We start from the raw sequence: 26581 nt of genomic DNA, 5'->3' as shown, positions 1-26581 counted from the left end.
CTTCCTTTATGTTAGTAACTACTAGAATTATAATGGATTGGATGGTGTAAAGAAAGGGAATAGAAAATGACGATTTGGACGATAATCTTTTTATTGTTAGGTGGAGTAGCTGGCGGCTTACTTTCTTCTATTGCATCAATGGCATCACTTGCCTCGTATCCGGTGCTTTTAGCTGTGGGTATTCCGCCGGTTTTTGCCAATGTAACAAACGATGCCGCATTAATTTGGACTAGTATAGGTTCAACTGTCTCCTCTACGAAAGAGTTAAAGGGACATTGGAAACAGGTCTGGTTTTACACTATTTTTACTGTAGTCGGTTCAATTATTGGTTGCATGCTTTTACTTTCATTTCCATCCAGTGTCTTTGAAAAAGCAGTACCATTTTTCATAGCATTTTCTGGAATTATGATCATTGTTTCAGGCAAACATCATAGTTTGAATACCAAAAAGCAGCCGATGTGGTTAAAGGTGATCTATTTCATTGCGCTTTTAATAATGGGAGCCTACACTGGCTATTTCGGTGCAGCCGGTGGTGTAATAGTACTCGTGCTTTTGACCTACATTACTAATGAAAAATTCATCGTGATTAACGCAATCAAAAATGTGATTTGTGGTTTTGCTAATTTAGTGGCTCTTATTATTTTTATGTTTACTTCGCATATCTATTGGCTGCAGGCAATACCATTAGCCATAGGGATGTTTGCTGGTGGCTATATTGGACCTGCAATTTTAAGGCGAGTGCCAGAGAAGCCAGTTCGAATTTTCATTGCTACACTTGCATTTGTTCAAGCATCATATTTCTTTTATACAGCATATATTCGTTAAGTTTGATACAATGTTTATTAATGTAAAGGGAGGGTTAATATGTCAACAGAAGTTTATTTAGTTCGTCATGGTGAAACCATGTTTAACCAATTGAATAAGGTGCAAGGCTGGTGTGATTCACCACTGACTGTTAAGGGAATTAACGATTTAAAAGTGACTGCTAATGCTTTGAGTCAAGTTCACTTTGATAATATGTATTCATCTGATTTAAAAAGAGCAATTGATACTGTTCATTTAATGAAAGATGCTAACTTGGTCTCAGATATTGGTAAAATTAAAAAGTTGCCTGAATTTCGTGAAGTATTCTTCGGAACTTTTGAAGGTGATGATATTAACCAAACCTGGGATCAAGTAGCAATGGCAGCAGGTATAGGGCATGAAGATAATGTTGCTAAGATTATCAACCAAGTAGGTTTGCGTGAATTTCGTGAAGCTACTAAGAGAGCTGATCCAAGACACTTAGCCGAAGATAAAGATGAGTTAGATAAACGTATGGTTCGTGCCATAGATGTGTTAAAAGATGTGACTAAAAATGAACAAAGAGTTTTATTAGTAACTCATGGTGATTTTATCAAGACTTTATCTATTAAATATTGGAATAAGAGCGATGGTAAGCACGATATCATTTTCCCAGATAATGGAAGTGTCACTCGTGGAATTTTGCACGATAATGGTAAATTTGAAATTGTAGATTACAATGTCAATGCCGAAAAACTGTAAAAATAAGTCCTACTGCATAAGTAGGGCTTTTTTGGTACACTGATAACGGAAGGAAAATATTTATGAATAAAGATCATACAACAAAGCGTTATGTATTTGTTACATTGCTTAATGTGATAATTACTATTGCGGAATTTTTAGGTGGTATTTTATCAGGTTCACTGGCATTGCTTTCAGATACTGTGCATAACTTAAGCGATGTGGGGGCCATTATTTTATCTTTTGTAGCTCACTTAATTAGTAGAAGAAGTCGCAATCAACGAAAGACTTTTGGCTATGATCGAGCCGAAACCTTGGCTGCGTTTACTAATGGAGTTGTGCTAATAGTTATCAGTGTTGTATTATTCGTCGAAGCTATTCAAAGATTTTGGCAACCGGAACATATTCATGGTGGAATTATGTTAGTTGTATCAATTATCGGACTAGTCGCCAATATTATTTCTATGTTAGCGATGCATCATGATGCTAAAGGAAACTTAAATGTCCGTTCAACATTTATCCACATGCTTAGTGATGCGCTATCTAGTGTGGCTGTTGTAATTGGTGCGATTTTTATTTACTTTTGGAATGTAACTTGGCTTGACCCTGTTTTGACAATTCTAGTTTCAGTCTTTGTTTTACATGAGGCTTATGAGATCACGATGAAGGCTGCTAATGTATTGATGGAATCAAATCCTGATATTGATTTAAATTCGGTTAATGACATTGTGCTTTCTTTTCCAGAAGTAAAGAATATTCACCATGTCCATGTATGGCGCTATAGTGATGACTTTATTATGATGGATGCCCATATTAATGTTGATCGCAATCTTCATGCAGATGAGCTTGAGAATCTTTATCAAGATATTGGTAAAAAACTTAAAGCCAAATTGGGTATTAACCATGTGACGTTACAAGCGGAATGCGAACGTGGACGCAATGATAAAATGATCGTTCCAGGCCGTGGGACTAATGAGGATTAGGTGAAAAGATGTTCTCAGTTAATATTTTTACAGCGATAATTGTTTTAATCATGGGAATCTATGACATGTCTTATGCCTTTAATAGACGCAAGCAGCCCAATAATAAGGGCGGCATTAAGGCGTTTATGATTTTGGGGATAATTTTTACAATTGCTGGTATAGTTATGATTGTTAGATGTTTACTTAAATAAAGGATCGATAAAATGGCGAAATTAGTATTGGTTCGACATGGTGAAAGTGTTGCTAACGCCGCAAATGTTTATACGGGCTGGAATGATGTGCCATTAACTAAGAAGGGCGAGCAACAAGCTAAAAAAGCAGGTGAATTGATTAATACTATTTCTGATTTTGCACCAACGCATATTCATACTTCTGTCTTATCTCGTGCCATTGTGACAGCCAATATTGTAGCTGAAACATGCGATTTTTTGTGGCTACCTATGACTAAGACGTGGCGCTTAAATGAACGGCATTATGGCGCCTTGAGAGGCCTCAACAAGGATATCTCACGCAAAGTCTTTGGTGTAGAACAGGTTTTATTATGGCGGCGCAGTTTTGATTCCATTCCGCCCAAGCAGGGATCGCCAATTATTGATCGTCGCTATAAGTTGTGTGATCAACATTTAATGCCGCGTGCAGAGAGTTTGCATCAAACGCAAAAGAGATTGATGCCATATTATTATGATCACATTGCCTCAAGATTGCTTAATGGAGAAGATCAATTAATAGTAGCTCATGGTTCAAGCCTGCGAGCTTTAATCAAAAAACTAGAAAATATTAACAATCACGATATTGTAAACTTGGAAGTGCCTAACGCAGAACCAATTGTTTATACTATGGATGATCAGTTAAATATTGTTAAAAAAGAAATACTTCGGGGGTAAAATGCAGCTTGCTGCATTTTTTTAGTGCTCTTAATAATGATTTTCGCGTATCTATGGTAAAATCTATAATGATTTCTAGTATATTTAGTTTGGAGTATTAGGCATGCGTAAATTATTTTTATTACGAGGTGCACCTGGCTCCGGTAAATCTTCTTTTATTGCACGCCATCACTTAACGCCTTATGCGATTAGTCGAGATCAAATAAGGTTATTATTGGCGGATTTGACAGTTTATTATCAAGAGGATGCGGATGTATTACACCAAGTTATTCCGCGGCACGTAACAGTGCGTACTGAGCAAATGGTGGATCACCTTGTAGAACACAAGATGGAACATGGGGAAACCGTAATTGTCGATGGAACGCATATTGTTCCAAGTGCAATTGAACATTTTAAGTCATGGGTGGATAAGTATCATTATGAATGTTTTGTGGTTGATTTGATGCAACACAATACATTAGAGAATTTGCTTAAACGTAACCAGACAAGAATACATTATGACTGGGTAAAACCAGAAGTAGTTAAGCAAATGTATCGTTCATATGAAGCCCATCCTGAAGTACCATATTGGGCACACAAGATTGTCCCTAATCAGATGGATCACGCTTTGTCCCAAAGAGAAAGTAATTTAGATAGTTATGCACATGTGATTGCAGTTCCAGATCAAGTGGAAGAAGAAGATTTTCCACATGTGCATATCTCTAATTTCTATTTTTCATTTAATGAAAAGTTTACTGAAAAATATGGTACATATCGCAATGTAGTTTCAATTGCTAAGACCGAAGATGAAGCTGTAAAACAATTTAAGTTACCATACTTTGTATTCAAGTTTCATCACAAGCATTTCTTGATTTCTGCTTACCCAATCAGAAATGAAATGCTAGATCCGATTAGAAAAATTAAGGGAGTTTGGACATATTCAACAGGGCTCTACAACGTAGCCGATTTTGTTAAGAAATTTCCAGAAAATTCTAAGCAGCACGTTCATCAGTTTAACTTAAGCAAGTTAGACCCAACACGTTTGTTACATATTTGGTAAAAACAAAAAAACACAGTTGGTAAGATTTTCTTACCTAACTGTGTCTTTTTTATTTTACTGAATAAATTATTCTAATTTACCAGCTTTTGCTAAAACTTCCTTAGCTTTTTCAAGTGAGTGGTGTTCTTCACGATAACGTTTAATATCGTAGCCATCAGTATCACTTAACTTATCAAGCTTTTCATCAGCTTTAGCTCGATCTTAGCGTCATATTCACCGACTTTTCTAGCATGCTTTAAAATGGACTTAATGTCCTTAATTGTTTCATGTTGTGCAGTACGGTGACGACGGTCAGGAACTGAATCTTCGATTCTAGCTAGGTGACTTTCAGCGTCACTAATCTTCTTAGAAAATCTGTCTAAAGCTTTCAATTGTCTGTTTGAATAATCTGTCATGTTTATTACCTCCTAGGTAAATGATAATCTCTACTAAATGCGCTTTCATTGTATGTTTCATTTTTGAATAAAGCAAGAATATGCACTTGGAAATGTGAAAGCATTATAGATTTATGATATTGATAGTAAATACAAAAAGACTTCAGAATAAATCATCTGGAGTCTTCGTTAGTTTTAGTATTTCATTGAATAGCTGCACCAATGATAATTAAGATCAAGCCAACGAAAGTTTCAACTAATTCTAACTTAGTCTTATTTTCACCAATGAAGAAAATACCGCCTAAGGTAGAAATTATTACGCAAAGTTGACTATAAATAAAAGCAGTAATAACACCATTTAGTTGAGCTGAAAAGATATATGCGAATGCGGCAATACCGAATGAAAAGCCGGAAAAGATATTAAGCCAGGTAGCTTTTGGAAATGATGAATAAATCCAATAACCAACTGATGTGAAGAGCAATAAAATAATATCTCTTATTTTGAGCTTTGCACTTTTATCTTTGCTGAGAGCGGTCAAGCTAACGCCAATGATAATTAATACCAAGGCTAAAGTACCAATTAAATATTGAGAACCGCTAGTCCATTCTCCGAAAATTATGGCTCCAATTAAGGTATTACCAATCAACTGTAAACCTGTCGATAAAGGCATCGTTTTACTGATGCCAATATTGCGCATTGAAATAAATTGTCCAGATTGTCCAATCGTCCAAAAGATTCCGGAAATCAATGATAATGAAAATATCGTAAGGTTGGAATTGGTAGGATGGATAATGGCTATAATAATACCGACTATTAATGCACCAGTTCCCAATCCCATTAATTCATTAACAGGTTGACTGTTTTTGATTTTACCAGCAATAAGCGGAAAAATACCCCAACCAAGTGCTGGAATTAAAGCAATGAGTATATTCATAAATCGCCCTACTTATTTTTTGTAAGTATAAACATAATAATAAACTAAATAAAATTAAATTGCTAGCAAATTATTTTGATTTATGGAGAAAAAAGACTAGGAATGCCTAACTTACATTCCTAGTCTTTCAAGTATGTTGAATAAAATTATTTATTAATACTTAAATGCTAAAGCACCCATTGGGTCCCATGGCAATAATTGAATTGGGTTATCCTTGCCTTCGTCGTAAGCCTTCTTGAGGTCTTCTGGCAAGATATCCTTGTTGATAACTGCTTGGTAAACAAATGAGTTAAACCATGAATCACTCATTACGAAGTAGCCCTTAAAGCCTGGCTTTTCACCCCATGAATTTTCAATTTTCCACTTAGTTGGCTTGCCGTCAACAATGTCAACACCAGTGATGACCATTGCGTGGTCCATCATGCTTTCGCCTGAGTCAAGCTTGTCAGCCTTAGACATTGAGAAGTCAACATCAAACAATTGATCACGGCGGTAAAGGTTAGTGTCAAGCAGACCAGCACGACGTTCAGAATCCTTAACAACGTTTGAACCAAACCAAACAACTTCACCGCTCTTCAATTGCTTGATGATTAAATCCTTCATTTCATCAACCTTTAAGTTCAAGTGACGAACTTGACGACCGCCCTCAACGTTACCCAAGTATTCAACTGAGAATACCTTGTGGAAAGGCTTATCGCTGGTTGGGGCATTGATAGTTGAAATGTGGTTGGCTAAATCTATACCAACATATTTATCGAAGAATTCTTTAGGTGTAATGTCCTTGTCGATGTGATAATTGTGATCATCATCACGGTATTCAAAGTTGAACTTCTTTGGTGGAACACCAAGTGAAATTGCGAGAACACGGAAGACATCGTTTAACATTTCTTCTTTGCGAGCTTGTACTTCGTCTTCTGATTTGCCAGCATTAACAAGTCTGCGTAATTCAAGACCGTCCTTACGAAGCAAAGTGTTCAAAGTATCGTTTAATGCACTTGAATTAGTTGCGTTAGCAGTTTCTGGGTAAACGCTCTTTGGCACAATACCGTATTTTTCGATGATGCCGCAAAGCATGTCCCATTGACCACCATCTTGTTGTGGGGTAGTGAATAAGAATGAAACCTTACGATCGCCTAAGTCTTTATCAGCTGTTGCAATTACGTTTTCAAAGAACCAGTTAGATTTTTCAAATTTATCCCAGAAGTTAGTGTAGTTTTGAGATAATTCAAAGTCCTTTAACTTAAACTTCTTTTGTAATGGGTGGCGCATAGTGTTTAAAGCACTAAACATCCAGCAACGGCCTGATTGTTTTTGATCAGCTGGCTTACCAGTATCAATTTCAATTGAGAAAGTTGGGTCTAGGTCGATCTTAGTTTGTAAGTTTTGACTTGCTTTGTAAATGCCATTTTCTTGTGCTGCGTGACTTGCAACGTTAAAAACAGGATGATTGTTTAAATCATTTTCAAATTTTGCAATGGTATCATTATTAATTTCTTTTGCCATTAAAGATCCTCCTTTTAATATATACCTCTTCATTCTATATTTTAGCTGATAAAAAGGAAGTAGTCTATTACTAGTATTGATATACCTATTTTAGATAAGATATATAAAAATTTTATATCACGATAAAGATTAATTAAAAAGTTCGGCCTATCTCGATTTTAGTAATGGGTACGATGCAGGGGTATTAAGATGTAGTAGTGAAAATAATGAAACTAAATTGGTAGAGCAACAAACGACTTGGAATGGCTATAACAAAATAGATTTCAAGTTACCAGATGGTGCAAAATATAATCAATTGCAAAGAAAATAAGAGCCCACGTATGTGGACTCTTATTTTGTGTAAGGCTGATGATACCAAATACTGTGAAATTCGGGATGCTTTTCAAAATAGTTGATAACTATTGGATCAAGTGGCCAAATAGGGTAGCCGGATTCTTGGGCAACGGATAAAGCGGTAGGCATTTCCTTTTCTAATGCCTCTTCTAAATTAGAATTAGGATTAATAAAGAAATGATTCATCACCCAAACGGTACCGTCATTTCTTTTTATTTTATCCATCGTCCAGCTACTGGTTAAAACGTTGCTATCATCATGATCTTCAAATGATAGATGTGATTTATTAATGTCAAACATAAAATTTCACCTTTTTAAAAGAAAAAATCACTCTTTTTTGCGTAATAAATAATAGAGAGTTAAATATTTTGTGTTTACTCAAAACATTGTAGAATATATATCTGTTAAATGAAAAGTAGTAAATGGAGTTATCGAAATGAAAACACGCGGATTTGAAGTAGTAAAGAAGTATCAAGATAAGGAAATTAATTTACCACGTCGTCAAACTTTAGCTAGTGCGGGTTATGATATTGAAGCTGCTGAAGATATCACTATTCCTAGCATTTGGCGCTTGGATTTCGTTAGAATCTTTCGCTTGATTCGTAATGGACATCAACTGTATCAACGCGATTTTGAAATGGCTGATAAAATTTTAAAGCCGATTTTGGTGCCAACTGGTTTAAAAGTTTATATGCCAGAGGATGAAGTGTTAATTTTGGCTAATCGCTCATCCAATACATTTAAGAAACACTTATCTTTACCTAACGGTATCGGTGTGATTGATGCAGATTATTACAATAATCCCAATAATGAGGGTGAGTTATTTGTTCAAATGTTAAATTACGGAGTTTGTCCACTGCATATCCATAAAGGCGATCGAATTGCACAAGGAATTTTTATGAAGTATTTAAAAACCGATGATGACAATCCGATTAGTCGTGCGCGATTAAGTGGCTTTGGTTCAACTAATGAAGAGGAAGATGATTAATGGCTAGAGTAAAAACACAATATAAATGTCGTTCCTGTGGCTATATCTCTGCTAGTTACTTAGGACGCTGTCCTAATTGTGGTGCATGGAATCAATTTGAAAAAGAAACTGAAGAAGTGCAAAAGCGTTCTACTAAGGCAACCGCCAGTCGTTTAATTCAAAAAACGGGAATTAATGAACCAGTTCATTTGGATAAAATTAAGGCGGAAAAAGAAGAGCGAATTCCAACTAAATCTGAGGAATTAAACCGTGTCTTAGGTGGCGGAATTGTCCCCGGATCTCTTGTCTTAATTGGTGGTGACCCTGGAATTGGTAAATCAACTTTAATGTTGCAGATTATGAGTGATTTGGCAGAAAAATATAAGGTTCTTTATGTTTCAGGGGAAGAGTCAGCTAACCAAATTAAATTGAGAGCGGACCGTCTTGGAGTCGGTCAAAGCAATATGCTGCTTTATCCAGAAACGGATATGCATGATATTCGCGAACAGATTAATGATGTTAAGCCGGATTTTGTCGTTATTGATTCTATTCAAACGATGAATGAACCAAGTCTTGATTCAATGACCGGTTCTGCTTCACAAGTACGTGAAGTCACTAGTGAATTGATGAAAATTGCTAAAATGGACGCGATTACTGTTTTCGTAATTGGACACGTGACTAAAGAAGGTGCAATTGCTGGTCCAAAAATTTTGGAACATATGGTGGATACTGTCCTTTATTTTGAGGGGGATGAACATCATACGTATCGGATTTTGCATTCCGTGAAAAATCGTTTTGGTGCTGCTAATGAAATCGGGATGTTTGAGATGGAAAATGAAGGATTACGTGAAGTAACTAATCCATCATCGATTTTTCTTGATCAAAGACTGCCTAACTCAACCGGTTCAGCCGTGGTAGTTTCACTAGAAGGAACACGTCCGCTTTTGGCAGAAATTCAAGCTTTGGTAACACCAACTGCATTTGGTTATGCTAAAAGAACTACTTCAGGAATTAGTTTTAATAAAGCATCATTATTGTTAGCCGTACTTGAAAAAAGAGGCAATTTGATGCTTCAAAATCAGGATGTTTATTTAACGGCTACCGGTGGTATCAAGTTAAATGAACCGGCAATCGATTTGGCAATTGCAATGTCAGTTGCATCAAGTTATACCGATAAAGAAATTTCGCCTACTGATTGTTTCGTAGGTGAAGTAGGGTTGACCGGCGAAGTACGCCGCGTTGATAAAATCGAAGCAAGAGTAAAGGAAGCTGCCAAGGTAGGTTTTAAACGTATTTTTATTCCTAAACACAATATGTATCAAAGCTTAACGGAAAACGGGATTGAAGTGATTCCGGTTTCTAGTATTCCTCAAGCATTAAAATTAGTTTTTGGTTAGCACAGATTGAATTCTTCCTATATAACGAGTAAACTAAAATTGTTTGAATTTACTATTTTGAAAGAGGCATGAATTTTGGCTAAAGAAAAAATCCGTGTAAGATATGCACCAAGTCCAACTGGTCACTTGCACATTGGTAACGCACGTACTGCACTTTTTAACTATTTATTCGCCCGTCATAACAAGGGTACTATGGTATTGAGAATTGAAGATACCGACCAAAAACGTAACGTTAAGGGCGGTTCCAAGTCTCAGATGGAAAACCTTCACTGGTTAGGTATTGACTGGGATGAAGGTCCAGATAAAGGTGGAGACTACGGTCCATACCGTCAATCAGAAAGAAAAGAAATTTACCAAAAGTATATTGATCAATTGATCGATGAAGGTAAGGCATACTACTCATACAAGACTGAAGAAGAACTTGAAGAACAACGTGAAGAACAACGTGCTATGGGTGTTGCACCTCACTACACTTATGAATATGAAGGCATGACTGCTGATGAAATCACGCAAGCTCAAGAAGAAGCTAAGGCTAAGGGCTTAAAGCCAGTTGTTCGTATTCATATTCCAGAAATGGAAACCTACTCATGGGATGATATCGTTAAGGGCCACCTTGAATTCGAATCAGACACCATCGGTGGTGACTTCGTTATTCAAAAACGTGATGGTATGCCAACTTACAACTTCGCCGTTGTAATTGATGACCACTTGATGAAGATTACCCACGTACTTCGTGGTGATGACCACGTTTCAAATACACCTAAGCAATTAGTTGTTTATGAAGCACTTGGTTGGGAACCACCTAAGTTCGGTCACATGACTTTGATCATTAACTCAGAAACTGGTAAGAAGCTTTCTAAGCGTGATGAATCAGTTCTTCAATTTATTGAACAATATCGTGACCTTGGTTACTTGCCAGAAGCTATGTTTAACTTCATTACTCTTCTTGGTTGGTCACCAAAGGGTGAAAACGAAATCTTTAACAAGCGCGAATTCATCAAGCAATTTGATCCAGCTCGTTTGTCTAAGTCGCCTGCTGCATTTGACCAAAAGAAGCTTGAATGGATTAACAACCAATACATCAAGAAGGCTGATCGTGATACCTTGCTTGACCTTGCTTTGAACAACTTGCAAGAAGCAGGTTTAGTTGATGAACATCCAACTCCAGAAAAGATGGAATGGATTCGTCAATTGGTTAACATTTACTCAGTACAAATGTCATACACTAAGCAAATCGTTGACATGGCTAGGATCTTCTTTGAAGATACTAAGGATCTTTCAGATGAAGAAATTGAAGAAATCAAGAATGATGATGGTCGTGGTGTAATTGAAGAATTCAAGAAGCAATTAGACCTTATCCCAAGATTTACTTCAGTTCAAATTATGGGTGCTATTCAAGCTACTCGTAAGGCAACTGGCGTTAAGGGCAGAAAGCTCTTTATGCCAATCAGAATTGCTACTACTCGTTCAATGGTGGGCCCTGGTATTGGTGAAGCTATGGAACTTTTGGGTAAGAAGCGTGTGGTTGAACACATCGACTTAACCTTAAAGCAAATGAGTGAAAATGGTCTTTAATTAAAGACGATTAGAAAAAGAAGCTGCAGATAACTGCAACTTCTTTTTTCATTTGCTAAAATAAGGATAGCTATTTTTACAGAAGGGATAAGTGTTAGCCGTGAAAGTATATAATACACTGACGCGTAAAAAAGAAGAATTTAAACCTTTAGTTCCAGGACAAATTAGCATGTACGTCTGTGGACCTACTGTGTATAACTATATTCACATCGGAAATGCTCGTAGCTCAATTGCCTTTGATACTATTAGACGCTATTTGGAGTACAAGGACTATAAGGTTAAGTATGTTTCTAACTTTACTGATGTTGATGACAAGATGATTAACGAAGCCCGTGCTGAAGGTACCACGGTTCCTAAGTTAGCTGAAAAGTTTATTAATGCGTTTTTAGAGGATACAACTGCTTTAAATATCGAGCCGGCAACACTGCATCCCCGTGCTACTCATGAAATTAAAGAGATCATCAATTTTGTTCAAACTTTAATTGATAAGGGCTATGCTTATGAGAGTCATGGTGATGTTTATTACCGTGCTAAGAAATTTAAGCATTATGGACAGCTCAGTGATCAAAATATTGAACAACTTGAAGAGGGCGCTTCAGAACATATCAATGATGAAGAACAAAATCGAAAGGAAGACCCAATTGATTTTGCTCTTTGGAAAGCTCAAAAAGAACCAGATGAAATTGCTTGGGATTCTCCATGGGGCAAGGGGCGTCCAGGTTGGCATATTGAATGTTCAGTAATGTCTACTAAATATTTAGGTGACACAATTGATATCCATGGCGGTGGTCAAGACTTGGAATTTCCGCACCATGAAAATGAAATTGCCCAAAGTGAAGCTAAAACTGGTAAAAAATTCGTTAATTACTGGCTTCACAATGGTTTTGTGACTGTGGGTAAGGATCAAGAAAAAATGTCTAAGTCATTACACAACTTTGTGACTGTACACGACATTTTAAAAGAAGTTGATCCACAAGTTTTGCGTTTCTTTATGGCAAGCGTACAATATCGTCGTCAGATTAATTATTCTGCAGAAAACTTGCAACAAGCTGCTACTATTTTAGATAGATTTAAAAATACTTTAGTTAACATCAATTACCGTCTTGAAGATGACACGCCAAGTGAAGATTCAAGTGAGTTAGCAACTGCTATTAATAAAACAAATGAAGAATTTGAAGCTGCAATGGATGATGACTTTAATGTTCAAAATGCTTTAACCGCTATTTATGATTTGTTGCCAGTAATTAACGCTAATGCCAATGCAGAAAAAGCTGATAAAGAATCATTGAAGCTTTTTAAGGATAAGCTTTCCGCATGGCTGTTGGTATTTGGTATCGATACTGAAAAGCTCTGCAGTCAAAGTGCAGGTTCAAATGATGATGAAATTGATCAATTGGTTAAAAAGCGTGATGAAGCACGTAAGAACAAGGATTGGAAAACTAGTGATCAAATCCGTGATCAATTAAAAGAAATGGGTATCACTATTCAAGATACTCCACAAGGGACAAGGTGGACTCGTGATTAAAATAAAGAAATTAACGGAAGAAGAAGTAAATCCGGATACTTTGAATGGACAAACACTTGCCTATTTGGGGGATGCAGTTTATGAAGTAATCATTCGCCGTCATTTAGTTAAAGGCGGAATTGTTAAGCCGCAGGTCTTGCAGCGTGAAGCGACTCATTATGTTTCAGCTAAAGCTCAAGCCGGCTTAGTTACTAAATTGCAAGATGAAGAGCGATTAACTGAAGCTGAATTAACAGCTTTCCGCCGCGGTCGTAATGCCAAGAGTCATACTAAAGCTAAAAATACTAGTTTAAAGACCTATCAATTATCCACTGGTTTTGAAGCTATGATTGGTTATCTTGATTTATTGAATAAAAATGATCGCGTTCAAGAGTTGACTGAATGGTGCATTAATACCGTAGAAGAGGATGGATTAAAAGATTATGACTTCAAGTAAAGATTTCGTTTTTGGGCGCCATGCTGGTCTTGATTATTTAAAGACACAAAGTGCTGATAAAATTAATAAAGTATTTTTACAACATGGTATTCAAGAAGATTTTGCTAATCAGGTTTATGCTATTTGTAAAAAGAAGCGATTAGTAATTCAAAATGTGCCTAAAAATAAACTTGATCGTTTGGTTGATGGTGGTAATCATCAAGGCTTAGTTTTGGCTATTTCTAGTTTTGAATATGCCGATTTAAGCAAATTATTGGATCAATTTGATGATGAAGGTAAAGAACCATTTTTATTGATGCTTGATTCAATTGAAGATCCTCATAATTTAGGTTCAATTTTGCGTTCTGCTGATGCCACTGGTGTTGACGGGATTATTATTCCTAAGCGCCATGCAACAGGATTGACCTCAGTTGTAGCAAAAACTTCAACAGGGGCAATCGATTATGTGCCAGTTGCTCGCGTCAATAATTTGGTACAAACTACCAAAGAATTAAAAAAGCGCGGCTATTGGGTATTCGGAACAGATATGGCTGGTACGGATTATCGTGAATGGAATGCTAAAGGAAAAACGGTTTTAGTAATTGGTAATGAAGGTAAGGGAATTGCGCCATTGCTTAAAAAGCAAATGGATCAAACAATCACTTTACCAATGATTGGGCATGTGCAATCTTTGAATGCGAGTGTGGCTACAGGAGTTTTACTTTATCAGGCTTATAATAGTAGACACCCGTTGCATTAATTAATAGAGGTGGACAAAGAGATAGCTTTGTCCATCTTTTTTTATACAGGGAAATAGTTGTGTGACAATAAACGTTTGTTTTCTTCTCGACTTCAGAGGGATGCGGGTATTCTCAACGAAGAAAAGTTGAGAGGAAATATAAATGCAAGCTAAAGAAAAGAAGTTGATTAAGCAAGTTAAAAGAGGAGATGACGAAGCCTTAAAGGAGTTGTTTACTTTATATCAACCCCTAGTCAACAAAGTGCTGAAGGGATATTATTTACGTCATTATGATCAAAATGATTGGCAGCAAGAGGCGATGATTATTTGTTATGAAGCGGCCATGGTTTATTCTGAGCGTAAAGGCAATTTTGCGGGTTTATATAAAGCTAAGTTGACTAATCATGCGCGAACTTTGGTACGCTATCATACTGCATTAAGGCGGCGAACGTATAATAATTCGGTTTCTTTAGAGAGACTTGCTTTGCAAAGTATTAATGAGCCTAAACGTTCTGAACTCGCGATTCCAATTGATGATACTTATAATAATTTTGTCAAAAGCTTATCCCGGCTTGAACTAATTGCATTATTAACAATTTTAGGTGAGATGAGCGTTGAGTATGTAATTAATCATTTGAATATTGGAGCTGCCAAACTATTACGGGCGAGATCTAGAACGATTCAAAAGATGAGGAATGTTCTTTTTTAATATTTCAATTTGTAGCTGATCAAAAGAAAGTGCGGTATAATACTAAATGTAGAATGTTTTAGGAGGTAATTTAAGATGGCAGACGAAATTATTAAGACTGCATTGTTAGACCGTCACATGAAGGAAGCTTTTGACTGGAGTGATTCAGATATGCCAGTTAGAGATGCCCTTTGGGACTACTTTATGGAAAAGAATGGTAGAGATACCATGAAGACGGAAGAAGATATGCTTCCATTTTTGAAAGACTCAGATGATAAAATCGAAGCCTTCGTTAACGAAAATCTTAAGAAGTAAATCCGACTAAAAACAATGTTCTACGCACCGTGGTCACGCATGTTTGACCACCAAGGCAGCTGCTCTCCAGCAGCTGTTTTTTTGTTGCAAAAAATGAATAAGGATTAAATTTATGAAATACATAATTGGCATAGATATTGGAACAACTGCAACTAAGGGAGTGCTATATGATTTAGATGGTCAAACTATTATGATTGTAAGTCAAAGCTATCCATTAATTCAAAAGGAATTAGGGCAAGCAGAAGAAGATCCACAGGTAATCTTTAATGCGGTGCAAAAGATTATTTTTAAATTGGCTAAAGAAGTGCAGGGGAAAATTGCAGCAATCTCATGGTCGAGTCAAATGCACAGTTTAATTGGGCTAGGGAAAAATAATCAAGTTTTGACTAATAGCATTACCTGGGCAGATAATCGCTGCACCACTGTAGTTGAAGAAGCAAAAGAGACTGACTTAGCACAGAAGATTTATCAAAAAACGGGCATGCCGCTCCATCCGATGGCTCCGATTTATAAATTGATATGGCTAAAGCAGAGTAATCCTGATCTTTTTCACCTGGTACAAAAATGGATTGGGATTAAGGAATATATTATTTATCGTTTGACTGGCAAAATTGTAACAGATACAACGATGGCAGCTGGAACAGGGATGCTTAATCTAAAAACATTAGATTGGGATCAAGATTTGTTAAAAGCGGCAGAAATTGATGCAGCTAAATTACCGAGTTTAGCTGATCCAGCAACGGTTGTTGGAGAAATTTGTGCAAAATATGTGCATAACCTGGGGATAAGTTCGGACGCTAAGATTGTTTTAGGCGCAAGCGATGGCTATTTGTCCACGGTAGGTGTAAATGTTGTGGACGAAAATCATTTTGCATTAAATGTTGGTACTTCTGGTGCCGTGCGAACGATTGTTAAAAATTCACAAATAGATCAAGATGCGCGTTATTTTTGTTATCCAGCAAGCAAACAGCAATTTTTATTAGGCGGTCCAGTAAATAATGGTGGAATTGTACTGGATTGGGCAAGACGAACTTTGCTAGATGAAAAAGCAACAGTAGAGGATTTCCTGCAATTGGCTAAAAATGCACCGGTTGGTAGTAAAGGCTTGATCTTTTTACCATATTTAGGTGGAGAGCGTGCACCTATTTGGGATGCAAAGGCTCGCGGTTCTTTTGTTGGCCTGACTCGTCAGCATACCAAGGCTGAGATGGCACAAGCAGTAATCGAAGGGATTATCTTTAATCTTTACGATGCAGCAACGGGGTTAATTGAAAGTACTAAAAAACCAGCTGCGATAAATGCAACTGGCGGATTTTTGCAAAGTGATTTTATTAGACAGATGTGTGCTGATATTTTTGATGTGCCGATTGTCACGATGAAGGAGCAACAAAGTGGAACGCTTGCAGCTATGTTTTTAGCAAGACAGGTATTAGGGCTAAATAAAAAGATTGATGAAATAGGACAATTTGTTGAAAATGACAAAGTTTATTATCCCCACAAAAAAGAAGTAGCTGCTTATCAAAAAATGTTTCCACTTTATCGTGAAATTGAGAATGATTTAGCTACTTCTTATCAAAAATTATCTTCTTTTCAAAAGATGCATTCTAAAAATTAGAGGATATGTCTAATCTATTTTCTTAATAGGCAGCAGTTCAATGTAACCTCTGCTTCCGATAGGTTCAAGTTGAATTCTTGGATTAGATTCATCCCAAAGATAGCCTTTAGTTTTAGGATCATATTCTTTAATTGCTGCTCTTACATCTGCAATAGTTGCACCGCAGTTTTCTTCTGCAAATGGTGCACTTTTAAACATTAAATATTTAGCAGCGGGTAATTCAATAACGTCAAACCCTTTTGGCACTGGAGCGTTATAATCTGTTGCTACTTCAACACCTTGAACATATTCGGAAGTGTTGGGTTTACGATATTTAGCGGGTAGCCAGAGGCAAACAGGTTCTCCACTAATTGATTTAATACTTTTAAGCAATCCCCATACTTCACAGCCGACTTCATCACAGTAGTCTAAGTAGTCAGTTGCCTTAATGCCGCGTTTAATAATTACTTTTCTTTTAGGTTTATCAACAACCTGAATAGAAATTTTCTTAGTAGTATTCATGGGAGACTCCTTTCCATATCTATTAGGTTTGTATTTAACGCCATAAGGATTAAATAGATAAATTGGAACAGGATGTGCAGCCTATTCACTAGGATTGCATTTAAATTCGCGGTAGAAAGCTCGCTGAAAACCATCTACACTCTTAAAGCCACTTTCTAATGCAATGTCAGTAATGCGATCTTGATAATCTCGCAATTTTAACGCGGCTTGTGATAAACGCACCCGTCTGATATATTGTGCTGGCGTCATGTTGAGATAGCTTACGAATAGACGATAGGAATACCAAGGTGAATATAATGAAACCTTTGATAATGCAGTAAGTGTGATCTGCTCAGACAAATGATTTTGAATAAATTCTTGCATCTGTTGAACTGATTCAATTTGTTCCAAAATTTTTACCTCCTTACAGCTTGTATTATGCAGGATTAATTGAAAAACTACTCGACTTATTTTGCCATGAAAAAATCTTCGGATAAATCACCCGAAGATTTTTTTAGATATAATTATTAATTTTTAAGCATTTTTGATATCTTCAACAATTTGTTCAACCGTCATTCGGTTGTCTTTTAAAATATCCTTTAATGGCGTTTGATCAGTGTAAACTCTCTTTTGACCATAGTTCAAAACTTTGACATCTTTGTCGCCTAAGTAGGAAGCTACTTTTTCACCAAACCCACCATCTAAAGTATTGTCTTCAATAGTGACGATGACTTTATTTTCTTTAGCTAATTTATCTAGAGCGTCTTTGTCTAAAATATTAGCTGAAACTGGGTTAACTAAGGTTGCGTTAAGTTCTTGCGCTACTTTTTTACCAAGCATTGCATACATGTCGCCCAAAGCTAAGACAACAACATCTTTACCTGGCTTAATTTGGTAGGTGATTTCACTGTAATCTTCTTGAGCGTCACCATTTTCAGGGACAGCCTTAGTTGGCATCTTAATAGCCACAGGGTGTTTTCTTTGCTTGATCGCCCACGTCATCATGGCTTTTTCTTCAGCTAAATTAGTAGGAGCTAAGTAAATCCAGTTAGGCAAGTTAGAAATCATTACTTGGTCAAAAATACCAAGGTGAGTTTTACTGGTGCCCGAGATTCCGCCGCCAGCAACCATCATGACTACTGGTAAATCATTAGCTGCGACATCATGTGATAATTGGTCAAATGCACGTTGCAAGAAAGTGGAATTTTCAAATAAAACTGGAACTGCACCTTCCTTAGCAGCACCAGCTGCAAAAGCAACAGATTCTTGTTCAGCAATACCAACATCTGTGTAGTGTTCTGGATATTTGTTCTTAATTTTATCTAAGCCAAAGACACCAGGAATAGCAGCGTTGATTGCCATTAAGTTAGTGCCTTTTTCGATTTCTTCACTAACAACATCTAAAGCAACTGAATTAGCAGTTGGTGCCTCACTAGCAGGTGCTAATGGCCTATCAGTCTTTAAATCGAATGGCATTACCCAGTGGTGAGCCTCTTCTTCATCAATTGCTGGTTTGTAGCCTTTACCTTTTAAAGTATTGATATGCAAAAGAATAGGGTGATCAACATCTTTGACTGCTTTAAAGGCTTTAATCATTGATTTAATATCATTACCATCGGCAACATAACGATAGTCGAAGCCTATTGCAGTAAATGGATTTTCCTTAGTTTCACCATTTGAATCACGTAACTTCTTTAAAGCAGTGACTAAACCACCAACGTTTTCATCGATGGACATTTGGTTATCATTAACTACCACAACTAAATTATGTTTTTCAATTGCGGCATTGTTTAAGCCTTCATAAGCAAGACCACCAGTCATTGAACCATCACCAATTAAGGCCATGATGTTTTCGTGATTACCCATTAGGTCTCTAGCCTTTGCCATTCCAGTTGCAAGTCCAATTGAAGTAGAGGTGTGGCCAACGGCGTAGTAATCGTATGGACTTTCGTCAGGATTGCTGTATGGAGTAACATCTTCATAATGATCAGGGTCAAGCCAAGCAAGAGCACGGCCGGTTAACATCTTGTGTGGGTAGGTTTGGTGAGATACATCCCATACAATCTTGTCTTTTGGAGCATCGAAAACATAATGATAAGCAATAGTAGCTTCGACAATTCCGAGATCAGGTCCTAAGTGCCCACCTTCAGCAGCGTCTTTTTCTAAGATTAAGGTTCTAATTTCTTGTGCCAATTGTTGCATTTGAGCGATAGATAATTTCTTTAAGTCTTGTGGACCAGAGATTTTATTTAATAAATATTCTGGATGTTTGCTCATTTAAAGTAGTCCTTTCTAAAAACTCGTTAAACTTATTATAGATAAGTGATAGAACTATTTGAAATATTAAGTTGCTATGGATTAGGATAGGTTTTAGTTATTGGTAATTCTAATTTAGAATATTGACGTAATTGCATTTGACAGTATAAAATACTGAATAAGTATGTGTTTTTATATAAAAGTTTGGAAGTGAGATTATGGCAGTGAAAAAAGCAGCTTTAGCCTGCAGCGTATGTGGGTCACGCAACTACTCAATCACCGCAAGTAAAAATCGCACTCAGCGACTTGAACTGAAGAAGTTCTGCAAGCATTGCGGTAAGATGACTTTACACAAGGAAACGAGGTAAAAAGGTTAATGATTAAGTTCTTTAAGAGCGTTGCCCATGAAATGAAATTGGTTACTTGGCCAACTGCAAAACAAAATAGACATGATACTATGACTGTTATTACAAGTTCAATTTTGTTTGCTGCATATTTGGGTGCACTTGACTGGCTCTTTAGCTGGTTAACTCAACATATGTAATCAGAATAGAAATTATTATTGGTTCATGTTATAATAATGACAGCTAAGAAAAACCTCTGTGGGAGGTTTTTTTGTTTACCCAAAAACAAGGAGAAGAATTATGGTCGAAACTGCAAAGAAGCAATGGTACGTTTTACATACTTATTCTGGCTATGAAGACAAGGTTAAGTCAGATTTACTTTCTCGTGCTCAAAGCATGGGGATGCAAGATTATATCTTTCGTGTAATGGTTCCTGAAGAAGAAAAAGTTGAAACTGTTCGCGGTAAGAAACAAGAAATTGAAGAAAAGATTTTCCCAGGTTATGTTTTAGTCGAAATGGTTATGACCGACGAAAGTTGGTTTATCGTTAGAAATACCCCTAACGTAACTGGCTTTGTTGGTTCACACGGTGGTGGCTCAAAACCTTCACCACTTCTTCCTGAAGAAATAGAACGTCTTCTTAGAAATCAAGGCCAACCTGCTAAGAAGCCAACTGAAAACTTTGAAATTGGTGAATCAGTAACTATTATTGAAGGTGCATTTAATGGCATGGTAGGTAAGATTACTGATATTCAACCTGATAAATACAAGTTATATGTTTCAGTTGATATGTTTGGTCGTGCTACTACTGCTGAACTTGATTACGATCAAGTTAAAAAGCTAGATGTAAACGAATAACTATAAATTTTAGTTGTAATTGTAGCTAAACGATGTTATTCTAATACGGTACGTTTATTATTGTGGGAGGAGAAAAAAGGAAAATTCTCCATTTTAACCGCATCACGGAATCAAGGAGGTTTTGACCGTGGCAAAGAAAGTTATTAACGTAGTTAAGTTACAAATCCCAGCTGGTGCTGCTACCCCAGCTCCTCCAGTTGGTCCTGCTTTGGGTCAAGCTGGTATTAACATTGTTGGTTTTACTAAGGACTTCAATGCTAGAACTGCTGACCAAAAGGGCATGATTATCCCTGTAGTTATTACAGTATATGAAGATCGTTCATTCGAATTCATTACTAAGACTCCACCAGCACCAGTGCTTTTAAAGCAAGCTGCTAAGATCAAGAAGGCTTCAGGTGAACCTAACACCAAGAAGGTTGGTAAGGTAACCAAGGATCAAGTCAAGGAAATTGCTGAGACTAAGATGAAAGACCTTAACGCTGCTGATATTGAAGCTGCTATGCGCATGGTTGAAGGTACCGCTAGAAGTATGGGTATCGAAGTCGAAGACTAATCCTGTTAATTTTATTTAGTTAACACTTTAGGTGGGAGAGTTAGAGAAGCTCGTTTGACCACATATACAAGGAGGAAATCACATGCCAAAGCATGGTAAGAAATATTTAGATGCTGCCAAGAAGGTAGACTCAAATAAATTATACTCAGTAGCAGAAGCTATGAAACTTGTTAAGGAAACTTCATACGCTAACTTCGACGCTACAATTGATGTAGCTTACAACTTAAGCGTAGATCCTAAGCAAGCAGATCAACAAATTCGTGGTTCACTTGTTTTGCCAAATGGTACTGGTAAGACTCAAACCGTTGTAGTATTTGCTGAAGGTCCACAGGCTGATCAAGCTAAGGCTGCAGGTGCTGACTTTGTTGGTTCAGATGATTTAGTACAAAAGATCCAAGACGGTTGGTTGGACTTTGACGTTGTAGTTGCAACCCCAATGATGATGGCTAAGGTAGGTCGTTTGGGTCGTATCCTTGGACCTAAGGGCTTAATGCCAAACCCTAAGACTGGTACTGTAACTATGGACATCGAAAAGGCTGTTAAGAATGTTAAGGCAGGTCAAGTAGAATACCGTGTTGACCGTCAAGCAGCTATTCATACCCCAATTGGTAAGGTTTCATTCACTGAAGATCAATTAGTTGAAAACTTTGATGCTTTACGTGATGTTATCTTACGTGCACGTCCAGCTTCAGCTAAGGGTCAATACATCAAGAGTGTTGCTGTTTCAGCTACTTTTGGTCCTGGTATCAAGCTTGATCCATTAAACTTGGACTAATTTAAAAACTGATTAATAAAAAGTCTCGCACATGCGAGACTTTTTTTGTGCTTAAGAAAAACTTAACTTAATTAGAGCTGGGTAAGCGCTAGACGTGATTGACCTAGCATTTTTTTACATGGTATCATTAATTGTCTATATGAAATCGTATTCTATTTACTTAAGGAAAGTGTTAATGAAAAAACATTCTATTGGAAAAATATTAATTTTAGTGTTGTTGATGTTAGCCTGTGTAACTGGATGTGCTAAAGATAATTCTAAAATTACAATTGTTGGTTCTAGTGCATTACAGCTTCTAGCAGAGCAAGCTGGTAATGATTATCGGTTGACCCATCCAAGCAGCAACATTGTTGTTCAAGGTGGTGGATCAGGCACTGGATTGAGCCAAGTACAAGCTGGTGCTGTTCAGATTGGAACCTCTGATGTTTTTGCAGAGACTAAAAAGGGAATCGATGCAAAGAAGCTTAAAGACTATAAAGTCGCAGTTGTTGGTATTGTACCAATTATAAATAAAGGCGTCGGTGTTAAGAATGTCTCTATGAAACAACTACGACAAATTTTTACCGGTAAGCTAACTAATTGGAAACAACTTGGTGGAAAGAACGTTCCAATTATTGTCGTTAATCGGTCTAAAGGCAGTGGTACCAGAGACTCTTTTGAAGACATTGTTTTACATAAGCAAAAAGCTATTAAGTCTCAAGAGCAGGATTCAAATGGTGCGGTTAAAAAAATCGTTGATACGACGCCTGGAACAATTAGCTACATATCTTTCCCATATGCTAATGGTGACAATATTCAAAAACTTAGTATCGATGGTGTTAAGCCAACTAATAAGAACATTACTACTAATAAGTGGCAATTATGGGCTTATCAGCATATGTATACTAAAGGCAAACCAGACAAGAAGACAAATGCATTTATTAAGTATATGTTAGGTAAAAAGGTACAACATGATCTTGTACCTAAAATCGGTTATTTGAGTATTGATGATATGAAAGTAACTCGAGATAGTGATAATCGAGTTATCAAAGTAGGAAAATAATTTATGAATGATAAAGATAAATTAAAAGAAGTAGTTGATCAAGCTATTGCTGATCAGCAGGTCCCACACGTTAAATTAAAAAAGATGGGTCCGAGTAGCGTTGATATTGAGAAATTAACTAAGCCTTCTAAAGAAACTCATCAAGAGTATTGGGGTAAAGGATTAACTTATTTTGCTATTGGATTAATTATAGTATTAGTTGTATCCATTATTGGCTTTGTAGGTTATCACGGCCTCGCAACTTTTATTGATAATCATGTAAATGTCTTTCATTTCTTGACCTCAACTGATTGGGATCCTGGTGAAGGAAAGAATCACGTCGGTGCTGCAGTAATGATCGTTACTTCGTTTGCGGTAACGCTTTTAGCAGCTCTTGTAGCTACACCATTTGCGGTAGCCATTGCGCTCTACATGACAGAATACTCCTCTAAAAAAGGTGCTTCATTTTTACAATCAGTAACAGAATTATTGGTTGGTATTCCATCAGTTGTTTATGGTTTCTTAGGATTAACGATCATTATTCCTGTAATCAGAACATTATTTGGTGGAACAGGTTTTGGTATTTTAGCAGCTACTTTAGTTTTATTCGTCATGGTTTTACCAACTATTACTTCTTTAACTGTAGATAGTCTAAAAGCCGTACCTAGTCATTTCAGAAAAGCATCAATGGCATTAGGTGCAACTCATTGGCAAACTATTTACCATGTTGTCTTGCGTGTAGCAACTCCTAGAATTTTGACAGCGGTAATTTTTGGTATGGCTAGAGCATTTGGTGAAGCATTAGCCGTACAGATGGTTATTGGTAATGCAGTTCTTATGCCATACAATTTGGTTAGTCCATCCGCAACTTTGACTAGTCAATTGACCAGTCAAATGGGAAATACCGTTATGGGGACATTGCCTAACAATGCATTATGGTCATTAGCATTATTGCTTTTGATTATGTCATTAGTATTTAACTTCCTAGTTAAGTTAATTGGAAAGAGAGGCCAGAAATAAAGATGGATGCAAAAAAGAAAGATAAATTAGCAACCGCTGTTATCTACATCTTAGTTGGAATCGTTGTATTAATTCTGGCTGGTATTTTAGGTAATATTTTAATTACTGGTGTTCCTCATTTATCATGGCATTTCTTATCCTCAGAGGCTTCATCTTATCAAGCTGGTGGAGGGGTGCGAGATCAATTATTTAATTCATTATATCTATTGGTCTTAACTACTATTATTTCATTGCCAATTGCGCTAGGTGCTGCAATTTATTTGGCAGAATATGCTAAAGATAATTGGATTACCAATTTGATTCGTACGACTATCCAAATTTTGAGTTCTTTGCCTTCAATAGTAGTTGGGTTATTTGGCTATTTGCTTTTTGTAGTTCAATTTGGCTTAGGCTTTTCAATCATTTCTGGTGCTTTGGCTCTTACATTTTTTAATTTGCCTATTTTGACCAGTAACATTGAAGAAGCGATTAAAGGTGTGCCACAAGATCAACGTGAAGCTGGTTTAGCATTAGGATTATCTAATTGGAAAACCATTCGTGGTATTGTTTTGCCTGCAGCGCTTCCTGGTATTTTGACCGGTATCATTTTAAGTGCAGGACGAATTTTTGGTGAAGCAGCTGCATTAATTTATACTGCAGGTCAGAGTGGGTCAACCATTAATTATGCAGATTGGAATCCATTTAGTCCGACAAGCCCATTAAATGTAATGCGTCCAGCAGAAACTCTTGCCGTTCACATTTGGAAGGTTAATACAGAGGGGATTATTCCAGATGCAACTATTGTTTCTGCGGCTACATCTGCTTTGCTGGTGATTGTGGTAATTGTGTTTAATTTAGGTGCACGTTATTTGGGTAATAAATTGTACCGCAAGCTAACCGCAGCTAAATAAAGGTGATATGATGCAACAAGAATTAAAACAAAGCTACGTTAAGACTTTTGCCAAGGATGATTTAGAGCTTTCTACAAAGGATCTAAGTGTTTTGTATGGTGGAAAAGTACAAAAGCTTTTTGATGCTAGTTTACAGTTTAAGAAGAATACTATTACGGCCTTAATTGGAGCTTCAGGCTCTGGAAAATCTACTTTTTTACGATCACTTAATCGAATGAATGATCGAGTAGCAACGGTTAATGGCGAAATTTGGTTTCATGGCTTAGATGTGAATAAGCCTAACATTAATGTTTATGAATTAAGGAAAAATATTGGGATGGTTTTTCAACGTCCTAATCCATTCCCTAAGTCAATTAGAGAAAACATCGTCTATGCACTAAAGGCTGATGGGCAAACTAATAAAAATGAGCTCGACAAAATTGTAGAAGAAAGCTTGCGTGCTGCTGCTTTGTGGGATGAAGTAAAGGATAAATTGGATAAAAGTGCCTTGGCTTTATCTGGTGGACAACAGCAACGTTTATGTATTGCAAGAGCTTTGGCTGTTAAACCTGAAGTATTGCTTTTAGATGAGCCAGCTAGTGCACTAGATCCTGTTTCCACTTCAAAGCTAGAAGATACTTTAAAGCAGCTTAGAAGTAAATATACAATGATTATGGTAACTCACAATATGCAGCAGGCATCAAGAATTAGTGATTATACTGCATTCTTCCATTTAGGGCATGTAATTGAATATAATTCCACTGCGGATATTTTTACAAATCCTAAAGGAAAGATTACTGAAGATTATATTCAGGGAAGTTTTGGTTAAAATGACAACAATAATTTCAGCAAAAGATGTACATCTGAGTTACGGTGACTATGAGGCATTGCATGGCATCAATCTTAACTTTCAAGAAAAAGAATTGACTGCCTTGATTGGACCTTCAGGCTGTGGTAAATCAACGTTTTTACGTTGCTTGAACCGGATGAACGATGATATTGAAAATATTAAAATTACCGGTGATATCAAGTTCGAGGGACAAGACATTTATGGTCCTAAAATGGATCTAGTAGCCCTTCGTAAAGAAGTGGGCATGGTCTTCCAGCAGCCAGCACCATTCCCATTTTCTGTTTATGATAATGTGGCCTATGGTCTTAAACTCGCCGGTGTAAAGGATAAAGAATTAATCGATCAACGGGTTGAAGAAAGTCTCAAGCAGGCTGCTATTTGGAAAGAAACCAAGGATAATTTGAAGCGTAATGCGCAAGCCTTTTCCGGTGGTCAGCAGCAGAGAATCTGTATTGCACGTGCCTTAGCGGTTAGACCGAAAGTGGTTTTGCTAGATGAACCAACTAGTGCTTTGGATCCAATTTCAAGTAGCGAGATTGAAGAAACGTTGATGGAATTAAAACGCCAGTATACTTTCATCATGGTGACGCATAACCTGCAGCAAGCTGGGCGAATCTCCGATCAGACTGCCTTCTTAATGAACGGCGACTTGATCGAGGCCGGTCCAACTGAAGAAATGTTTATTGCACCTAAAAAGCAAATTACAAGTGATTACCTTAACGGTCGTTTTGGTTAAAATTTTGA

General features: G+C 36.9%; 31 protein-coding genes and 1 pseudogene. 25 read left to right on the top strand and 7 right to left on the bottom strand.

Going from position 1 to position 26581, the window contains the following annotated elements; translation table 11 throughout:
• Window positions 1-66 precede the first annotated feature (66 nt).
• The 6 genes from B5E95_RS02335 (at window position 67) to B5E95_RS02310 (ending at window position 4430) form a co-directional block, all read left to right on the top strand.
• Window positions 67-825 (top strand): sulfite exporter TauE/SafE family protein, encoded by a 759-nt coding sequence (locus B5E95_RS02335; RefSeq protein ID WP_087175967.1) that lies wholly within the window; start codon window positions 67-69, stop codon window positions 823-825.
• A gap of 39 nt (window positions 826-864) precedes the next feature.
• Window positions 865-1545, top strand: coding sequence for a histidine phosphatase family protein (locus B5E95_RS02330; RefSeq protein ID WP_025005247.1), 681 nt, complete (start codon window positions 865-867; stop codon window positions 1543-1545).
• A gap of 62 nt (window positions 1546-1607) precedes the next feature.
• Window positions 1608-2507, top strand: a complete 900-nt coding sequence (locus B5E95_RS02325) for a cation diffusion facilitator family transporter (protein ID WP_087235496.1) — start codon at window positions 1608-1610, stop codon at window positions 2505-2507.
• 8 nt (window positions 2508-2515) lie between these two features.
• Window positions 2516-2698: a DUF308 domain-containing protein gene (locus tag B5E95_RS02320; RefSeq protein ID WP_025005245.1), complete on the top strand. Its 183-nt coding sequence runs from the start codon at window positions 2516-2518 to the stop codon at window positions 2696-2698.
• 12 nt (window positions 2699-2710) lie between these two features.
• Entirely contained in the window at window positions 2711-3391 is a 681-nt protein-coding gene (locus B5E95_RS02315) for a 2,3-bisphosphoglycerate-dependent phosphoglycerate mutase (RefSeq protein WP_087175968.1), read from the top strand.
• 103 nt (window positions 3392-3494) lie between these two features.
• Window positions 3495-4430 (top strand): AAA family ATPase, encoded by a 936-nt coding sequence (locus B5E95_RS02310; RefSeq protein WP_087175969.1) that lies wholly within the window; start codon window positions 3495-3497, stop codon window positions 4428-4430.
• Between the two features lie 66 nt (window positions 4431-4496).
• Here the strand turns inward: B5E95_RS02310 and B5E95_RS02305 are convergent.
• The 4 genes and pseudogenes from B5E95_RS02305 to B5E95_RS02290 all read right to left on the bottom strand — a co-directional run bounded on the left by B5E95_RS02305 (window position 4497) and on the right by B5E95_RS02290 (window position 7875).
• Window positions 4497-4825, bottom strand: a pseudogene (locus B5E95_RS02305) (hypothetical protein).
• 182 nt (window positions 4826-5007) lie between these two features.
• On the bottom strand, window positions 5008-5739 hold the full coding sequence (locus B5E95_RS02300; RefSeq protein WP_087235495.1) for a GRP family sugar transporter: 732 nt from the start codon (window positions 5737-5739) through the stop codon (window positions 5008-5010).
• Between the two features lie 153 nt (window positions 5740-5892).
• Entirely contained in the window at window positions 5893-7242 is a 1350-nt protein-coding gene (gene pepC, locus B5E95_RS02295; RefSeq protein WP_087175970.1) for an aminopeptidase C, read from the bottom strand.
• Window positions 7243-7572: 330 nt separating this feature from the next.
• Entirely contained in the window at window positions 7573-7875 is a 303-nt protein-coding gene (locus B5E95_RS02290) for a GNAT family protein (RefSeq protein WP_025005239.1), read from the bottom strand.
• A gap of 136 nt (window positions 7876-8011) precedes the next feature.
• Between B5E95_RS02290 and B5E95_RS02285 the strand changes: the two genes are divergently transcribed.
• The 9 genes from B5E95_RS02285 (at window position 8012) to B5E95_RS02245 (ending at window position 16811) form a co-directional block, all read left to right on the top strand.
• The gene (locus B5E95_RS02285; RefSeq protein ID WP_025005238.1) at window positions 8012-8563 is read left to right on the top strand and encodes a dCTP deaminase/dUTPase family protein; all 552 of its coding nucleotides are present in this window, start codon (window positions 8012-8014) and stop codon (window positions 8561-8563) included.
• On the top strand, window positions 8563-9939 hold the full coding sequence (gene radA / locus B5E95_RS02280; RefSeq protein WP_025005237.1) for a DNA repair protein RadA: 1377 nt from the start codon (window positions 8563-8565) through the stop codon (window positions 9937-9939). Before B5E95_RS02285 ends, radA begins: the two co-directional genes overlap by 1 nt.
• Window positions 9940-10014: 75 nt before the next feature.
• Window positions 10015-11514, top strand: a complete 1500-nt coding sequence (gene gltX, locus B5E95_RS02275; protein ID WP_087175971.1) for a glutamate--tRNA ligase — start codon at window positions 10015-10017, stop codon at window positions 11512-11514.
• Window positions 11515-11614: 100 nt separating this feature from the next.
• Complete coding sequence (cysS, locus tag B5E95_RS02270) at window positions 11615-13039, top strand: cysteine--tRNA ligase (protein ID WP_420811996.1); 1425 nt, start codon at window positions 11615-11617, stop codon at window positions 13037-13039.
• The gene (locus B5E95_RS02265; protein ID WP_025005235.1) at window positions 13032-13475 is read left to right on the top strand and encodes a Mini-ribonuclease 3; all 444 of its coding nucleotides are present in this window, start codon (window positions 13032-13034) and stop codon (window positions 13473-13475) included. Before cysS ends, B5E95_RS02265 begins: the two co-directional genes overlap by 8 nt.
• The gene (rlmB, locus tag B5E95_RS02260) at window positions 13462-14214 is read left to right on the top strand and encodes a 23S rRNA (guanosine(2251)-2'-O)-methyltransferase RlmB (RefSeq protein ID WP_087175974.1); all 753 of its coding nucleotides are present in this window, start codon (window positions 13462-13464) and stop codon (window positions 14212-14214) included. Before B5E95_RS02265 ends, rlmB begins: the two co-directional genes overlap by 14 nt.
• A gap of 142 nt (window positions 14215-14356) precedes the next feature.
• Window positions 14357-14902: a sigma-70 RNA polymerase sigma factor region 4 domain-containing protein gene (locus tag B5E95_RS02255; RefSeq protein ID WP_087235493.1), complete on the top strand. Its 546-nt coding sequence runs from the start codon at window positions 14357-14359 to the stop codon at window positions 14900-14902.
• Between the two features lie 75 nt (window positions 14903-14977).
• Window positions 14978-15196: a P8 family protein gene (locus tag B5E95_RS02250; RefSeq protein WP_005720420.1), complete on the top strand. Its 219-nt coding sequence runs from the start codon at window positions 14978-14980 to the stop codon at window positions 15194-15196.
• Window positions 15197-15308: 112 nt separating this feature from the next.
• Window positions 15309-16811, top strand: a complete 1503-nt coding sequence (locus B5E95_RS02245; RefSeq protein WP_087235492.1) for a gluconokinase — start codon at window positions 15309-15311, stop codon at window positions 16809-16811.
• A 9-nt stretch (window positions 16812-16820) separates the two neighbouring features.
• On the opposite strand, the gene B5E95_RS10830 is transcribed toward B5E95_RS02245, so the two are convergent.
• From B5E95_RS10830 to B5E95_RS02235, 3 genes are all read right to left on the bottom strand, one after another.
• A complete protein-coding gene (locus B5E95_RS10830; RefSeq protein WP_241146307.1) occupies window positions 16821-17312 on the bottom strand; it encodes a hypothetical protein in 492 nt (163 codons plus the stop codon).
• A gap of 81 nt (window positions 17313-17393) precedes the next feature.
• A complete protein-coding gene (locus B5E95_RS10825) occupies window positions 17394-17702 on the bottom strand; it encodes a helix-turn-helix transcriptional regulator (RefSeq protein WP_233186966.1) in 309 nt (102 codons plus the stop codon).
• A 123-nt stretch (window positions 17703-17825) separates the two neighbouring features.
• Window positions 17826-19568, bottom strand: coding sequence for a 1-deoxy-D-xylulose-5-phosphate synthase (locus B5E95_RS02235; protein ID WP_087235491.1), 1743 nt, complete (start codon window positions 19566-19568; stop codon window positions 17826-17828).
• A 197-nt stretch (window positions 19569-19765) separates the two neighbouring features.
• On the opposite strand from B5E95_RS02235, the gene rpmG reads away from it, so the two are divergent.
• From rpmG to pstB (B5E95_RS02185), 10 genes are all read left to right on the top strand, one after another.
• On the top strand, window positions 19766-19915 hold the full coding sequence (gene rpmG / locus B5E95_RS02230) for a 50S ribosomal protein L33 (RefSeq protein ID WP_003549092.1): 150 nt from the start codon (window positions 19766-19768) through the stop codon (window positions 19913-19915).
• Window positions 19916-19923: 8 nt separating this feature from the next.
• The gene (secE, locus tag B5E95_RS02225; protein WP_087175978.1) at window positions 19924-20091 is read left to right on the top strand and encodes a preprotein translocase subunit SecE; all 168 of its coding nucleotides are present in this window, start codon (window positions 19924-19926) and stop codon (window positions 20089-20091) included.
• Window positions 20092-20191: 100 nt separating this feature from the next.
• Entirely contained in the window at window positions 20192-20749 is a 558-nt protein-coding gene (gene nusG / locus B5E95_RS02220; RefSeq protein ID WP_087175979.1) for a transcription termination/antitermination protein NusG, read from the top strand.
• Window positions 20750-20876: 127 nt separating this feature from the next.
• Window positions 20877-21302, top strand: coding sequence for a 50S ribosomal protein L11 (gene rplK / locus B5E95_RS02215; RefSeq protein WP_013853556.1), 426 nt, complete (start codon window positions 20877-20879; stop codon window positions 21300-21302).
• Window positions 21303-21384: 82 nt separating this feature from the next.
• Window positions 21385-22077, top strand: coding sequence for a 50S ribosomal protein L1 (gene rplA / locus B5E95_RS02210; RefSeq protein ID WP_056945458.1), 693 nt, complete (start codon window positions 21385-21387; stop codon window positions 22075-22077).
• A 175-nt stretch (window positions 22078-22252) separates the two neighbouring features.
• Complete coding sequence (locus B5E95_RS02205; RefSeq protein ID WP_087235490.1) at window positions 22253-23119, top strand: phosphate ABC transporter substrate-binding protein; 867 nt, start codon at window positions 22253-22255, stop codon at window positions 23117-23119.
• A 3-nt stretch (window positions 23120-23122) separates the two neighbouring features.
• A complete protein-coding gene (pstC, locus tag B5E95_RS02200) occupies window positions 23123-24118 on the top strand; it encodes a phosphate ABC transporter permease subunit PstC (protein ID WP_025005224.1) in 996 nt (331 codons plus the stop codon).
• A 2-nt stretch (window positions 24119-24120) separates the two neighbouring features.
• Window positions 24121-25008 (top strand): phosphate ABC transporter permease PstA, encoded by an 888-nt coding sequence (pstA, locus tag B5E95_RS02195; RefSeq protein ID WP_025005223.1) that lies wholly within the window; start codon window positions 24121-24123, stop codon window positions 25006-25008.
• A gap of 10 nt (window positions 25009-25018) precedes the next feature.
• Window positions 25019-25816, top strand: a complete 798-nt coding sequence (gene pstB / locus B5E95_RS02190; protein WP_087235489.1) for a phosphate ABC transporter ATP-binding protein PstB — start codon at window positions 25019-25021, stop codon at window positions 25814-25816.
• A gap of 1 nt (window position 25817) precedes the next feature.
• The gene (gene pstB, locus B5E95_RS02185) at window positions 25818-26573 is read left to right on the top strand and encodes a phosphate ABC transporter ATP-binding protein PstB (RefSeq protein ID WP_087235488.1); all 756 of its coding nucleotides are present in this window, start codon (window positions 25818-25820) and stop codon (window positions 26571-26573) included.
• Window positions 26574-26581 lie beyond the last annotated feature (8 nt).

The organism is Lactobacillus gallinarum, assembly GCF_002160635.1.
Lineage (GTDB): Bacteria > Bacillota > Bacilli > Lactobacillales > Lactobacillaceae > Lactobacillus > Lactobacillus gallinarum.
Note: the sequence above shows the minus strand (reverse complement) of the source record. Positions and strands in the feature narration are given on the sequence as shown.